The sequence below is a fragment of the Pseudoxanthomonas composti genome, from assembly GCF_004122095.1.
Classification (GTDB): domain Bacteria; phylum Pseudomonadota; class Gammaproteobacteria; order Xanthomonadales; family Xanthomonadaceae; genus Pseudoxanthomonas_A; species Pseudoxanthomonas_A composti.
Genome location: NZ_SAWZ01000003.1, coordinates 213,088 through 226,244, shown reverse-complemented (window position 1 = coordinate 226,244; position 13,157 = coordinate 213,088). Strand labels below are relative to the sequence as shown.

At 69.0% G+C, this 13,157-nt stretch carries 12 protein-coding genes; 10 read left to right on the top strand and 2 right to left on the bottom strand.

The features are described from left to right. Positions 1-44 precede the first annotated feature (44 nt). A complete protein-coding gene (locus EPA99_RS07490; RefSeq protein ID WP_164978597.1) occupies positions 45-506 on the top strand; it encodes a GNAT family N-acetyltransferase in 462 nt (153 codons plus the stop codon). A 182-nt stretch (positions 507-688) separates the two neighbouring features. Here EPA99_RS07490 and EPA99_RS07485 read toward each other — a convergent pair whose 3' ends face one another. Beyond that, the gene (locus EPA99_RS07485) at positions 689-1,600 is read right to left on the bottom strand and encodes a TolB family protein (RefSeq protein WP_129470587.1); all 912 of its coding nucleotides are present in this window, start codon (positions 1,598-1,600) and stop codon (positions 689-691) included. Between EPA99_RS07485 and aroE the strand changes: the two genes are divergently transcribed. The 4 genes from aroE (at position 1,599) to dinG (ending at position 6,935) form a co-directional block, all read left to right on the top strand. Further along, positions 1,599-2,450 (top strand): shikimate dehydrogenase, encoded by an 852-nt coding sequence (gene aroE / locus EPA99_RS07480; protein ID WP_129470586.1) that lies wholly within the window; start codon positions 1,599-1,601, stop codon positions 2,448-2,450. The genes EPA99_RS07485 and aroE overlap by 2 nt on opposite strands. 196 nt (positions 2,451-2,646) lie before the next feature. Beyond that, positions 2,647-4,233: an alginate export family protein gene (locus EPA99_RS07475; RefSeq protein ID WP_129470585.1), complete on the top strand. Its 1,587-nt coding sequence runs from the start codon at positions 2,647-2,649 to the stop codon at positions 4,231-4,233. 108 nt (positions 4,234-4,341) lie between these two features. Continuing rightward, positions 4,342-4,716: a hypothetical protein gene (locus EPA99_RS07470; RefSeq protein ID WP_129470584.1), complete on the top strand. Its 375-nt coding sequence runs from the start codon at positions 4,342-4,344 to the stop codon at positions 4,714-4,716. 53 nt (positions 4,717-4,769) lie between these two features. After that, complete coding sequence (dinG, locus tag EPA99_RS07465; protein ID WP_129470583.1) at positions 4,770-6,935, top strand: ATP-dependent DNA helicase DinG; 2,166 nt, start codon at positions 4,770-4,772, stop codon at positions 6,933-6,935. A gap of 326 nt (positions 6,936-7,261) precedes the next feature. Here the strand turns inward: dinG and EPA99_RS07460 are convergent, their stop codons facing one another. Continuing rightward, entirely contained in the window at positions 7,262-8,185 is a 924-nt protein-coding gene (locus tag EPA99_RS07460) for an AraC family transcriptional regulator (RefSeq protein WP_206733716.1), read from the bottom strand. A 96-nt stretch (positions 8,186-8,281) separates the two neighbouring features. Here EPA99_RS07460 and EPA99_RS07455 point away from each other — a divergent pair, with 96 nt between their 5' ends. The 5 genes from EPA99_RS07455 (at position 8,282) to EPA99_RS07435 (ending at position 13,120) form a co-directional block, all read left to right on the top strand. After that, positions 8,282-9,037, top strand: a complete 756-nt coding sequence (locus EPA99_RS07455; protein ID WP_129470582.1) for an SDR family NAD(P)-dependent oxidoreductase — start codon at positions 8,282-8,284, stop codon at positions 9,035-9,037. A 222-nt stretch (positions 9,038-9,259) separates the two neighbouring features. After that, on the top strand, positions 9,260-10,048 hold the full coding sequence (locus EPA99_RS07450; RefSeq protein ID WP_129470581.1) for a glutaminyl-peptide cyclotransferase: 789 nt from the start codon (positions 9,260-9,262) through the stop codon (positions 10,046-10,048). Positions 10,049-10,094: 46 nt separating this feature from the next. Next, positions 10,095-10,364 (top strand): hypothetical protein, encoded by a 270-nt coding sequence (locus EPA99_RS07445; protein ID WP_129470580.1) that lies wholly within the window; start codon positions 10,095-10,097, stop codon positions 10,362-10,364. Between the two features lie 52 nt (positions 10,365-10,416). Further along, on the top strand, positions 10,417-10,839 hold the full coding sequence (locus tag EPA99_RS07440; RefSeq protein WP_129470579.1) for a GNAT family N-acetyltransferase: 423 nt from the start codon (positions 10,417-10,419) through the stop codon (positions 10,837-10,839). A 220-nt stretch (positions 10,840-11,059) separates the two neighbouring features. Further along, entirely contained in the window at positions 11,060-13,120 is a 2,061-nt protein-coding gene (locus tag EPA99_RS07435; protein ID WP_129470578.1) for a phosphocholine-specific phospholipase C, read from the top strand. Positions 13,121-13,157: the final 37 nt, after the last annotated feature.

Sequence of the window (13,157 nt, the reverse complement as noted above, 5' to 3'; positions counted from 1 at the left end):
CGGTGCCGGGCGAGGATATGCATCCACATTCGTCAGGAAACGCCGTGTCCGCCCTCGCCCCTCGCCCGCTCCGCGCTGCCACCTTCGACGACCTTGCCGAGGTCACGCGTCTGGTCGGGGTGCTGGGTTATCCCTGCGATGTCGAGACCATGGCACCGCGCCTGCGGGTGTGGCTGTCGCAGGAGCACTGCGGGCTGTTCGTGGCGACCATGCCCGAGGCGCCAGACACGCTGGCGGGGCTAGTGGCCGCCGAGTATCGGGTGATCCTGGAGCACGAGCCGCGCGTGGAAGTGATGGCCATGGTGGTCGATGCCCCGGCGCGGCGCATGGGCCTGGGGCGCCAGCTGATCGACCACGCCGCCGGCTGGGCCGCCACGCGCGGGGTGAACATGCTGTTCCTGCGCTCGAACATCGTCCGCCCGGAAGCCCATGGCTTCTACGAGAGCCTGGGCTTCACCCGGGCCAAGACCCAGCATGTCTACGAGCGTGCAGTGCCGGGCGTGTAGGGGTAATGCGCGGCCGCTGATGCTGGTACTGGTGCAACGGTCGTGGGAGCAGCTCGATGTGCCCTCGGGCTTCAGCTCCGAATGGGCTTCCTCGGTAGAGCCCCTTCGCGGCTGAAGCCGCTCCCACAACTTCCTGCCACAGCTTCAACTCAGCGGCTTTTCTTAAGTTTCTTCTTGCAACTTCAGCCAGCGCAGCCGGTCTCGCCCTGGACCCGCGGCGTCAGCGTGCGGTAGAGATCCTGCAGGCCGGCCCTTGGCGCGGGGGCGCTGCCGCTGACCAGCATCTCGCTGGGCTTGCTGGGATCGGGCAGCGCGCGACGGGTGCTGCCACCGGCAACGTTCAACGGTGAACGCCAGGTACGCTCCACCTCGTAGCGCCCCTGGACGCAGCGTGCGGTCCACACCTGGCTGCCCTGCGCATCGGCGCGGGTAAGCAGCAGGCCACGCCCGCCTTCCAACCAGGCGCCGTCGATTTCATCGCCTGGCGTGTTGACGCCCGGCACCGGCGTGACCGCGCCGAAGCCCTCGCCCTGCACGGCGGCCTGCCACAGGTCCAGCCCACCGGTACCGCCAGGACGATCGCTGGAGAACATCAGGCGACGACCATCAGCGCTGGGTGTGGGCGCATCTGCGGTGCTGGCCGCGATGCCGAGCTGGTCAGCCAGCGCCTGCGGCCCTTGCGGCTGTCCCTCCTCATCCACCCGTGCCCGCCACAGCGTGCGCGGGCCCGACGGCGTGCGCGGCGCGGAGAAGTACAGCCAGCGCCCATCAGGACTGAAGGCCGGTGCGGCCGCGTCCACCGCCTGCGCCATCGCCAGCGGCGCCGCCTCGCTCCAGCGCTTGTCCTGCAGCCGCGCCTGCCACAGCGAGGACACACCTTGCGCATCCTGGCGCGCCCAGACGATGCGCTGCCCGTCGGGACTGATGCTGGCGCCGGTCTCGCTGGCGGCAGTGGAAACCACGTGCATGCCCTCGATACCGAAGGCCGCCAACTGCGCCTGTACAGGGGCCGCGAGTAGACTGCCAGCCGCCCACGCCGCGGCCCAGCGCCAGCGGCGCAGGCGCTTCCCTTCCCGCTGTCGGTCTTCTGCCATGCCCAATGCCTACTACGCTGTCTTCGGTCATCCAGTGTCGCACTCGCTGTCGCCGCGCATCCATGGCGCGTTCGCCCAGGCCAGCGGCATCGCATTGGATTACCGCAGGATCGACGCGAGCCCGGAGGATTTCCACGCCGCGCTGCAGCGCTTCGCCGCCGACGGCGGGCGTGGGGCCAACGTGACCCTGCCCCTGAAGGAGCTGGCGGTGGCGGCCTGCAGCACCCTGACCGAGCGCGCGCGCCTGGCCGGGGCGGTCAACACCCTGGCCTGGTCCGATGGCCAATGGCATGGCGACAACACCGACGGCGCCGGCCTGGTGCGCGACCTGACCTCGCGCCACGCGCTGGACCTGCGTGGCCGCCGCACGCTGCTGCTGGGGGCCGGCGGCGCGGCCCGTGGCGTGGCCCCGGCGCTGCTGGAGGCCGGGGTGGGCGAGCTGGTCATCGTCAACCGCAATCCGGCCCGCGCCGATGCCCTGAGCGATGCCCTGGGCCAGCCCGGGCGCGCCCACAGCCGCTACTGGGAGGACCTGGCCTCGCTGGGCGACTTCGAGCTGATCGTCAACGCCACCTCCGCCGGGCGCAGCGAGCACGACCCGCTGCTGGAGCTGCCGTTCTCGCTGACCAACGACCTGACCGGCGCGGTGGACCTGAACTACGGGCCGGCGTCCATTCCCTTCCTGGCCTGGGCACGGGCCGGCGGCTGCCGCGTGCAGATCGATGGGCTGGGCATGCTGGTGGAGCAAGCCGCTGAGAGCTTCCAGCTGTGGCACGGCCAGCGCCCGGACACCGATCCGATCTATGCCGAACTGCGCGCCCCGCGCGACGCCAGCGCGGCAATCAGCTGACTCTTTCATTACAAATCAGACAGCCGGCTGACGGCTTACAGGCTTGAAATTATTCGCAAGAAATTGATTTTCAAAGGGTTTCCGCCTGCGCCCGCGGGGGGTGCAGGTGAGGGGCGATAGCTAGAAGGGTGTATGGACCAGGCGCGGCGCCGCTACCAAGCTCGCCCACCTTGGATCCGCCCGGAAGCCACCGTTCATGACTACCCCCCACGCCTCGCTCACGTCATTGCCCCGGTCTCGCGCGCGCCGCACGCTGCTGCTGTCGGCGCTGCTGCTGACGCCCGCCTTCGCAATGGCCCAGCAGGCCTCAAGCGCGCAGCAGACCCAGGCTGCCGACCCCCAGCGCATCACGCCGGCCCAGGCCGACGCTCCGCCCTCGCCGGCCAGCCCGGCGCCGGCCACCACCACCGCGCCTAAGCCGGCCGCCAGCACTGGCTACCCGCTCGAGGCGCAGGGCTGGGGGCCCAAGCAGGGCAAGACCTGGCAGGCGCGCTGGATGGACGATTTCACCTACTTGCGTGATCGCTCCAAGCGCAAGGACTTCTACGACCCGATCAAGTACATCCCGCTCAACGACGATGGCTCGGTCTACCTGACCCTCAGCGGCGAGTTGCGTTTCCGCAACAACACCTTCAGCCATCCGGGCATGGTTCCCACCGCGGACACGCAGATCCAGTGGCTGCGCCGCGTGTTCGGCGGCGCCGACCTGCATGTGGGTGAGCACTTCCGGGTCTACGCCGAACTGGCCCATGGCCAGATCGACGGCGTCAACGAGGGCAACCCGGCCTCGCAACACAACGAGGCTTACCTGCAGCAGGGCTTCTTCGACATCACCGGTGACATCAACGGGGTGGAGGCAGGCTTCCGCGCCGGCCGCCAGCTGTTCATCGATGGCCCCACCCAGCTGCAGGCCGCGCGCGACAACACCAACCTGTTCCGTCCCATGAACGGCTTCCGCGGCTGGCTGATCGGCGATGACAAGCGCCTGGACGTGTACGAGTTCCGTTGGCCGATCGACGGGCCCGGCGGCCTGGGCGATGACAAGATCGACTACGGGCGCCGCTTCCGCGGCGTCACCGCCGGCTTCAAGCTGCCGGTGGGCAAGCTGTACCTGGACCCGTTCTGGTACTCCTCGCGCGTGGATGAGCAGCGCTGGGGCCGCACCACCGCGCGCGACGAGCGCGATTTCTGGGGCGTGCGCTTCTACGGCACCTACGGCAACCTGACCACGGAAACCTACGCGGCCAGCCAGCGCGGCAGCTATGGCGACCGCAAGGTGCGGGCCTGGTCCGGCGGCACCTCCAACCGTTGGTCCTTGAGCAAGGAAGGCTGGAAGCCGTCGCTGGGCTTCCATGCCGACATCGCCTCCGGCGGCGGCGGGGCCTTCAACGGCGGCACCATCAAGGGCGCTTCGTTCCTGCACAGCAACGTGCTGTACTTCGACTGGTCCTCCTTCTTCGGCGCCACCAACCTGATCAACGCCGCGCCGCAGTTCGTCTTCCAGCCGTTGCCGAAGATGAACGTCACCACCGAGTGGGAAGCGCTGTGGCGCTACAGCGAGAACGACGCGGTCTACAACGGCCAGGGCGCCGCCTATGCGCGCACCCAGCTGCCCGACGGCAAGTACATCGGCAACCTGGCGCGCATCAACGTCACCTATGCCTACGACGACCATCTCTCGTTCGTCTGGCGCGCCGAGCAGTTCACCGCCGGCGACATGATGAAGGAGGCCGGCTACGGCGACTCGACCTTCATGGCGGCCTGGGTGAACTACCGCTTCTGATCGCGCCGCGAAGATGACCCCGGCCAGGGCGTGGTTTTCCACGCCCTGCGTCGTTCCATGGCTGCACGCCGATATCATCGCCGGTCCATTTCGGCGAAGCGGACCACCATGAACGACGCATCGGGCTTCTTCGTCCAGGCCCTGACCCAGCTGGCCCAGCGCCTGCCGGAAGCCATCGCCCTGTTGGTCGGCGCGGTGCTGATCCTGAAGACCCGCGCCACCGCGCCCGGCCGCGGCATGGCCTTGGGCGCGGTGATCGCCTTGTTCGTCTGCCTGTGCATCGGCGCCCTGGCCGGCATGCTGCCGGCCTATCTCATGTCCGCCAACACCGGTGCGATGGAGATGAGCCGGACCATGGGCGTGATGGGTCTGGTCTACCTGGGGCTGTCTGTGATCGGCGCCATTGCGCTGGGCGCGCTGTTCTTCGCGCTGAACAAGGCCTGGAACACGCAGCCGCCGCCGGTTCAGCCGCCCCTGGGCTGAGCCAGCGCCATGCCCGGCGCAGCGGCTGGGACCGGGCATGAGAAAATGGCCGCATGAGTGAAGCCGCATCCGCCACACCCGCCACACCCGCACAGCCTGCGCCCGGCAAGGGCACGCCCGCGCAGGACGCGCCGGCCCGCGTGCTGGGCGAGGAACTGAAAGCCGCCATCCGCAGCGCCTACACCACCCTGCAGGCCAATACGCCCGGCTTCACCCCGCGCCGCTCGCAGAGCCAGATGATCGGCGTGGCCTCGCGCGCGCTGGCCACCAGCGGCGGCGTGGGCGTGATCGAAGCGCCGACCGGCGTGGGCAAGTCGCTGGCCTATCTGACCGCCGGGGTACCGATCGCACTGGCGGCCAAGAAGAAGCTGGTCATCAGCACCGGCACAGTGGCGCTGCAGGCGCAGCTGGTGGAACGCGACATTCCCGCCTTCCTCAAGGCCACCGGGCTGTCGGCCACCGTCGCCCTGGCCAAGGGCCGCACGCGCTACCTGTGCACGCGCAATGCCGAGGAACTGCAGGGCTCCGGGCCGGCGCAGGACGCGCTGTTCGCCGAGGCCGAGGTGCTCTACGACCGCCCCTTGAGCAGCACCGACACCGCCCTGGCCGCGCGCCTGGCCAAGCTGTTCACCGAGCGCCAGTGGAACGGCGACCTGGACGCCTCGCCCGAGCAGGTCAGCCCGGCCCTGCGCATGCGCATCACCACCAACGCCGCCGGCTGCGCCGGGCGCCGCTGCGCGCACGCGGCCAACTGCCCGGTCCTGCGCGCGCGCAACGACGTGCGCGAGGCGCAGATCGTGGTCACCAACCACGCGTTGCTGCTGTCCACGCTGGCCCTGGGCGATATCGAGAACGGCCAACCGCTGATCGCCGCGCCCAGCGACATGCTGCTGGTGCTGGACGAAGGCCACCACGTGGCCAACGTGGCCATCGACCAGGGCGCGGCGCGCATCGGCCTGGACGACATGGCCAAGCGCACCAGCCGCCTGCAGACGCTGATCGCCGCCAGCTACCGGGTCATCGACAAGGACACCATCGGCCAGCTGCATGCCAACGACGCCATCGAGCTGGCGGTGGACGTCAGCAAGCAGCTCAAGGCCTTCCATGGCGCGCTGGAGCAGGCCTGGACGCCGGACATGAGCGAGCGCGAGCCGCAATGGCGCGCGCCCAACGGACAACTGCCGGCGGACTGGATGCCATCGGTGGAGGCCCTGGCCGAGTCCTCCCGCGCCCTGCTCAACTGGGTCAATGCCGCCCACGGCCTGGTGGCCAAGTCCAAGCAGGACGATGCCACCCGCGAGCGCGTGCAGCGCAACCTCGGCCTGGCGCTGGAGATGGTGGAGCAACAGTACGCGCTGTGGAACGGCTGGCGCCGCGAGGATGCCGAAGGCGCGCCGCCGATGGCGCGCTGGATCACCCTGGCCCACGACGGCGACCTGGTCTGCCACTGCTCGCCGGTGTCGGCCGCGCAGGTGCTGCGCGGGCTGCTGTGGAAGGAGGTGGATTCGGTGGTGATGACCTCGGCCACCCTCACCGGCGGCAACGATTTCCAGGCCCTGGCCATCGACACCGGCCTGCCCGACCACGCCGAGATGGTCTCGCTGACCTCGCCCTTCGACTTGGCCCGGCAGGCGCAGCTGGTGGTTCCAAAGTTTCCGGTGGCGCCCGATGACCGCGAGCAGCACCCACGCGAAGTGGCGCGCTACCTGGTGGCCGAGCTGGACTGGGGCAAAGGCTCGATGGTGCTGTTCACCTCGCGCTGGAAGATGGAGAAGGTCGCCGACCTGCTGCCCATCGCCCAGCGCAACCGCGTGCTGGTGCAGGGCGAAGGCAACAAGTCGCAGATCATCGGCGAGCACCTGCGGCGCGTGGCCGCCGGCGAAGGTTCGGTGCTGTTCGGCCTGAACTCCTTCGGCGAGGGCCTGGACCTGCCTGGCGAGGCCTGCACCACGGTGGTCATCACCCAGGTGCCCTTCGCCGTGCCCACCGACCCGCAGACCGCGACCCTGAGCGAATGGCTGGAGAGCCGCGGCCACAACGCCTTCAACCTGATCGCCATCCCGCATGCCCTGCGCACGCTGACCCAGTTCGCCGGCCGCCTGATCCGCACCTCCACCGATAGCGGGCGGGTGATCATCCTGGACTCGCGGCTGCTGACCCGGCGCTATGGCAGGCGGATCATCGATGCGTTGCCGCCGTTTGAGCGGGTGATCGGGTGAGGGGGCGTTACTGCCAGGAAACTCTTGCGTTGGCCGGGTGATTTCCTGGCGGTGATTTTTCGTGATGGTGGATGGAGGAGCGTCATCCACCCTACGTGCTGCTGCTTGTTTTGAGGGTTTTTCCTACCCTCATCACTAGCAAAATGCGCTGTGGGCACGGATCTGCGTTCGCGTAGGGTGGACAACGCGAAGCTTGTCCACCAGGGCGTCGGCGGTCGATCAAGCGTGCGTCGCCGTGATCACGCAGTCCGTTACATGGCGATGGTGGATGACGCGAAGCTTGTCCACCAAGGCTTTGACGATGCATCGCCTGCCAGCCAGCGGCCTCAATCGCCGCTGCGCGCCTGCAGCGTGTCGCGCAGCGGCGGCTGGCCGAACAGGCGGCCGTACTCGCGGGTGAACTGCGGCACGCTCTGGTAGCCCACGGCGAAGGCGGCGGTGCTGGCCGAGGCGCCTTCGGCGCGCATCAGGCGACGCGCCTCGATCAGCCGCAGGTGCTTCTGGAACTGCAGCGGCGAGAGCGAGGTCACGCTGCGGAAGTGCTGGTGGAAGGCCGACACGCTCATCCCGGCGGCGCGGGCGAGCTGTTCGACCGGCAAGGGACGGGTGTAATCGGCACGCAGCACCGCCACCGCGCGTGCGATGCGCTGGACGTGGCCTTCGGCCCAGCCCAGGCGCCGGATCGCCTGGCCGTGGCGGCTGGCCAGCAGCCAGTAATGCAGCTCGCGCACGCGCGCGGCATGCAGCACCGGCACGGATTCGGGGCGATCCAGCAGCTGCATCACCCGCAGCGCCGCGTCGGCGACCTGCGCATCGGTCGGCGCGGCACGCACGGCCGGGTCGTCGGCATGCGCGGCGACCGGCATCTGCGCGCTGAGGTCGGCGATCACCGCCGCGTCCAGGTCCAGCACCAGCGAGTAATAGGGCGCGGCTACGCTGGCGCGCAGGATGCGGCTGCGCGTGGGCACATCGGCGGTGATCAGCAGCGAATCGCCGGCCTGGAAAGCCAGGGTGCGCGTGCCCTGGGTGACCTCCTTGACCCCTTGCAGGACCAGGCAGGCGATCGGCCGCGAAACGGCATGGTCCAGCTCGGTCGGCGCGGTGGCGCGGATCGTGGTCAGCCCGGCGATGGGCGTCTGGGCAAGACCGCTGCCATCGGCGTGCAGGTCGGTGTGGCGGCGGACGGCATCGAGCAAGGTGTCGGGCATGGCCACAGGGTGCACCGATTCGACGGCAGACGGGATGCGCATGGAGGATCAGGCAAACAGTGCCGAGTTTCCAGCAACCCGCTTGGCGGCTCCGGCACGACAGTGGTGGCCCGCACCTACACACCACAGGAGTCCACCATGCGTCCGATTTCCCTGATCACCGGCGGCAACCGCGGCCTGGGCCGCAACACGGCCTTGAGCATCGCCCGCGCCGGCGGCGATGTCGTGCTCACCTATCGCAGCGGCGCGGAGCACGCGCGCGCTGCCGTGGCCGATATCCAAGCGCTGGGCGGCAAGGCCGTGGCGCTGCAGCTGGACACCGGCGAGGTCTCCGGCTTTCCCGCCTTCGCCGCATCACTGCACGCCACGCTGCGAGAGACCTGGCAGCGCGAGACCTTCGATCACCTGATCAACAACGCCGGACACGGCGACTACGCGCTGCTGGGCCAGACCACGCAGGCGCAGTTCGACGGGCTGGTCAACGTGCACTTCAAGGGCGTGTACTTCCTGACGCAGACCCTGCTGCCGTTGCTGGCCGACGGTGGGCGCATCGTCAACATCTCCTCGGGCCTGACCCGCGTGTCCTTTCCCGGCTACGGTGTGTATGCGGCGGTGAAGTCCGCGGTGGAAACGCTGACGCTGTATATGGCACGCGAGCTGGGCAGCCGTGGCATCACCGTCAACACGGTGGCACCGGGCGCGATCGAGACCGACTTCGGCGGCGGCGCAGTACGCGACAACCCCGAGGTCAACCAAGTGTTCGCGAACATGACCGCCCTGGGCCGCGCGGGCGTGCCCGACGACATCGGCCCGATGATCGCCAGCCTGCTCTCACCGGCCAACCGCTGGGTCAATGCGCAGCGCATCGAGGTCTCGGGCGGCCAGGGGATCTGAACGCATCCTCGGGTGTCTGACGGCGCGCCGGCCGCGCGGGCCGAGAGCAGCTCCGGGCGGCCTTGCGCCATCAGCCGCGAAGGGGCCTTCCCGGGCAAGCCCCTTTCGCGGCTGAAGCCGCTCCCGCAGAGGCCGGTGCCACAAAAGCCGTTCCCGCAAAGGCCGCTCCCGCAGCACATGCGCAGGCTCGCCCGCGACCGCCGTGCGTGGGATCATCGCGGCATGACACCTCGATCGATCCTGGTCCCCCTGCTCGCGCTGGCGCACTTGCTTGCCGCACCGGCCCCTCACGCGCAGGCCGAGCTGCCGGTGCGTGGCGTGACGGTGGTCAAGACTTATCCTCACGACACCGCCGCCTACACCGAGGGGCTGTTCGTGCTCAAGGGCCAGCTGTACGAGAGCACCGGCGAGATCGGCGCTTCCAGCATCCGCCGGGTGGACTTGGCCAGCGGCAAGGTGCTGCAACAGGCCGACACGCCGCCGCCCTACTACGGCGAAGGCATCATCGCCGCGGGCGATCGCCTGGTGCAGCTGACCTGGCGCAACCGGGGCGGCTTCATCTACGACCTGGCGAGCTTCAAGCCGCTGGGCGTGTTCACCTACGAGGGCGAGGGCTGGGCGCTGACCAGCGATGGCAAGTCGCTGTACATGAGCGATGGCACGCCGACGATCCGCAAGCTGGACCCGCAGACGCTCAAGCAGACCGGCCAGATCCAGGTCACCGCCGAGGGCAAGCCGCTGAAGAACCTCAACGAGCTGGAGTGGGTCAAGGGCGAGCTGTGGGCCAATGTGTGGCTGACCAGCCGCATCGCCCGCATCGACCCGACCAGCGGCAAGGTCCTGGGCTGGGTCGAGCTGGCCCCGCTGGTGCCAAAGCCTGCCGAACTGAAGGACCCCGGCAACGATGTCGCCAACGGCATTGCCTACGACGCCGAGCGCGACAAACTCTATGTCACCGGCAAGCGCTGGCCGCGGCTGTATGAGATCAAGCTGAAGCGTTCAGGCAGGTAGCGCCGATGCTCGCCGCGCGCATCAGGCAGCTAGGGAAGCACGCCACATGATCGGCTGGCTGCTGATGGCGGTGATCGCCGCGTCGATGGGTGCCATGGCGCATCTGTTGTTCCCGCGTCGATGGCAGGCCCTCACCGCTGCCGGCCTGCTGGCCCTGCTGTTGGCCCCGTACGTGGCGTTGCGCGTGCTGTGGGCAACGACAGGACAGCACGATGCGCAGGACGGGCTGGCGATCGTGTTCGGGCCGCTGCTGACCGTTCCGGTGGCGGTGCTCGCAACGCTCATGCTGAACCACTGGCGTCCAGGCAAGCGCTGAGGCCGTGATGGCCGCGCGCCGTGCACCGGATGCATGACCTACTGGAGATTCCATGCCGGACCGCTACACGCTGCGCGCGCAGACGCCCGATGTGCAGACCTATCGCCACCTGCGCAGCGCCTCTGGACTGAGCCCCAAGACCGAAGACGCCGCCCGCACCGGCCTTGCCAATGGCTTGTTCTCGGTCATGGTGTTCCATGGCGATGACGCCGTGGGCATGGGCCGGGTGATCGGCGACGGCGGCTGCTTCTTCCAGGTGGTGGATATCGCGGTGCTGCCCGAGCATCAGGGTCAGGGGCTGGGCAAGCAGATCATGGCCGCCATCGCCGCCTGGCTGCAGCGCCAGGTGCCGCCAAGTGGCTACGTCAGCCTGATAGCCGATGGCCAGGCGCACCAGCTGTATGCGCAGTATGGCTTCGCCCCCACCGCGCCGGCCTCCATCGGCATGGCCTGGATGCCGAAGGACTTCTGCTGAGAAACGAGGGGAGAGGAACGAGGAACGAGTAAGAGCGGCGCGGCGGGTGCTTCGGCTTTGGCTTTCTCTCGTTCCTCGTTCCTCTTCACTCGTTCCTCGGCATCGCACACAGATCTTCCAAGCGTCACCCTCCGCCTTCACAAACGCACGCTCCCCTGTCACCGCCACTTCATCCCGGCGTCATACCTTGCGACGGTCCTGATTCCACGATGCCCACGCCATGACCGATCCCAGCCGCCGCCGCTTTCTTCGTCTGGCTGGCGGGGCCGGGCTGGCGGGCACCACGCTGGCGGCGCTACCCGCGGTGATCCGCACCGCCCTGGCCACCGAACCTGCGCGGGTGACCGGCACCCTGGCCGACGTGCGGCATGTGGTGATCCTGATGCAGGAGAACCGCTCCTTCGACCATTACTTCGGCACCCTGCGCGGCGTGCGCGGCTTTGGCGATGGCAAGGCCTGGCGACAGCCGAACGGGCGTGCGGTGTTCGAGCAGTCCGGCCCGGACCAGGGCCAGACCGTGCTGCCTTTCCATCTGGACACGGTGCGCACCGGCGCGGCGCACATGCACGACCTGGATCACAGCTGGAAGGGCGCGCACGCGGACTGGAAGCACTACGACCGTTGGGTGCACAAGAAATCGCCGCTGACCATGGGGTATTTCACGCGCCAGGACATCCCGTTCTATCACGCGCTGGCCGATGCCTTCACCATCTGCGATGCCTATCACTGCTCGCTGTTCGGGCCAACCAATCCGAACCGGCTGTTCCTGTTCTCGGGCACCAGCGGCCTGCATGTGGGCCAGCCTGGCGTCTACACGGTGAACAATGCCGACGACGGCAACTGGACCGCGGACAGTACGCGCGACAAGGCGGATTTCGACGCGCTGCGCTGGACCACCTATGCCCAGCGCCTGCAGCAGGCCGGCATCGACTGGAAGGTCTACCAGGAGTACGACAACTACGGCGACAACACCATGCAGAGCTTCGCGGCCTTCCGCGGGCTGGCGCCAGAGGATCCGCTGCACCAGCGCTGCCGCGCCTATGCGGAAGGCTCCGACGCCGAGCAGGCCCTGACCACGCGCGGCGAGGCGGTGCTGGCGCAACTGCGGCGCGACGTCCAGGCGGGAACCTTGCCGCAGGTGTCCTGGTTGATGGCGCCGTATGCCATGTGCGAGCACCCCGACGCCCCGCCCGGTTACGGCGAGGCCTTCAGCGCCCAGGTGCTGGAGATCCTGTCCAGCAATCCGGCGGTCTGGTCGGGCACGGTGTTCTTCATCAACTACGACGAGAACGACGGCTTCTTCGACCATGTGCCGCCGCCGCTGCCGGCGCTGAATGCGGGCCAGGGCGGTGGCAACGTCGGCATCGACGGCGAGGACTGGCAGGGCACGCCAGTGGGCCTGGGCGCGCGCGTGCCGATGCTGGTGGTCTCGCCGTGGAGCCGCGGCGGCTGGGTGAACTCGCAGGTGTTCGACCACACCTCGGTGATCCGCTTCCTGGAGCAGCGCTTCGGTGTGCATGAACCCAACATCGGCCCGTGGCGCCGCGCGGTGTGTGGCGACCTGACCAGCACCCTGGATTTCAGCCGTGGCGATCGCGCGCCACTGCCGCCCTTGCCTGGCAGCAGCGACGGCCTGGCGCGCACGGATCGCTCCCGTGGCCTGCCCGCGCCGACGCCGCCCGCGCGGCACGCCATGCCCCGGCAGGAACCGGGCCGTCGCCCGGCGCGTGCCCTGCCTTACGCGCTGGAGGTGGAGACGTCCTGGCGGCAGGACGCGGTGCACGCGCGCTTCCACAACACCGGCCAGGCCGGCGCGGTGTTCATGGTGCGCGCCGATGGCAGCGAGGCGGGGCCGTGGCATTACACGGTGCAGGCCGGCAGCACGCTGGAGGCGCAGTGGCCAGGCGATACCTTCGCCGGTGGCCTGAGCGTGCATGGGCCCAATGGCTTCTTCCGTCACTACAACGCCGGGGTTGAGGCAACCTCGCTGCGGGCACGCCTGCATGCATCCACCGCAGGCGAGCGCGTGGAGCTGGAGTTGTTCAACGATGCCGCGCAGCCTTTAGCGCTGGTGCTGCACGACCGGCTTGGCGCAACGCGAAGCGCCCTGGACATCGCTGCGCATCAGCGCCTGCGGCGACCGCTGGAGCTTGCCGGTCACGCGCACTGGTACGACCTGGAGCTGCGCCATGCCGCCACCGGCACGCCGCTGGCCGTGCTGATGGGCCATGTCGAGACGGGCCAGCCGTCCTGGTCGGACCCGTCGATCGCCGCGGGTTGACTGGTTGGGAGCGCGGGCGCGATACGCCCGCAGCCTT

What these genes read in the sequence shown, in the direction of transcription:
- aroE (WP_129470586.1), top strand. Translation starts at nt 1,599, where the DNA reads ATGCCCAATGCCTACTACGCTGTCTTCGGTCATCCAGTGTCGCACTCG.
- EPA99_RS07485 (WP_129470587.1), bottom strand. Translation starts at nt 1,600, where the DNA reads ATGGCAGAAGACCGACAGCGGGAAGGGAAGCGCCTGCGCCGCTGGCGC.
- EPA99_RS07475 (WP_129470585.1), top strand. Translation starts at nt 2,647, where the DNA reads ATGACTACCCCCCACGCCTCGCTCACGTCATTGCCCCGGTCTCGCGCG.
- EPA99_RS07470 (WP_129470584.1), top strand. Translation starts at nt 4,342, where the DNA reads ATGAACGACGCATCGGGCTTCTTCGTCCAGGCCCTGACCCAGCTGGCC.
- dinG (WP_129470583.1), top strand. Translation starts at nt 4,770, where the DNA reads ATGAGTGAAGCCGCATCCGCCACACCCGCCACACCCGCACAGCCTGCG.
- EPA99_RS07460 (WP_206733716.1), bottom strand. Translation starts at nt 8,185, where the DNA reads ATGCGCATCCCGTCTGCCGTCGAATCGGTGCACCCTGTGGCCATGCCC.
- EPA99_RS07455 (WP_129470582.1), top strand. Translation starts at nt 8,282, where the DNA reads ATGCGTCCGATTTCCCTGATCACCGGCGGCAACCGCGGCCTGGGCCGC.
- EPA99_RS07450 (WP_129470581.1), top strand. Translation starts at nt 9,260, where the DNA reads ATGACACCTCGATCGATCCTGGTCCCCCTGCTCGCGCTGGCGCACTTG.
- EPA99_RS07445 (WP_129470580.1), top strand. Translation starts at nt 10,095, where the DNA reads ATGATCGGCTGGCTGCTGATGGCGGTGATCGCCGCGTCGATGGGTGCC.
- EPA99_RS07440 (WP_129470579.1), top strand. Translation starts at nt 10,417, where the DNA reads ATGCCGGACCGCTACACGCTGCGCGCGCAGACGCCCGATGTGCAGACC.
- EPA99_RS07435 (WP_129470578.1), top strand. Translation starts at nt 11,060, where the DNA reads ATGACCGATCCCAGCCGCCGCCGCTTTCTTCGTCTGGCTGGCGGGGCC.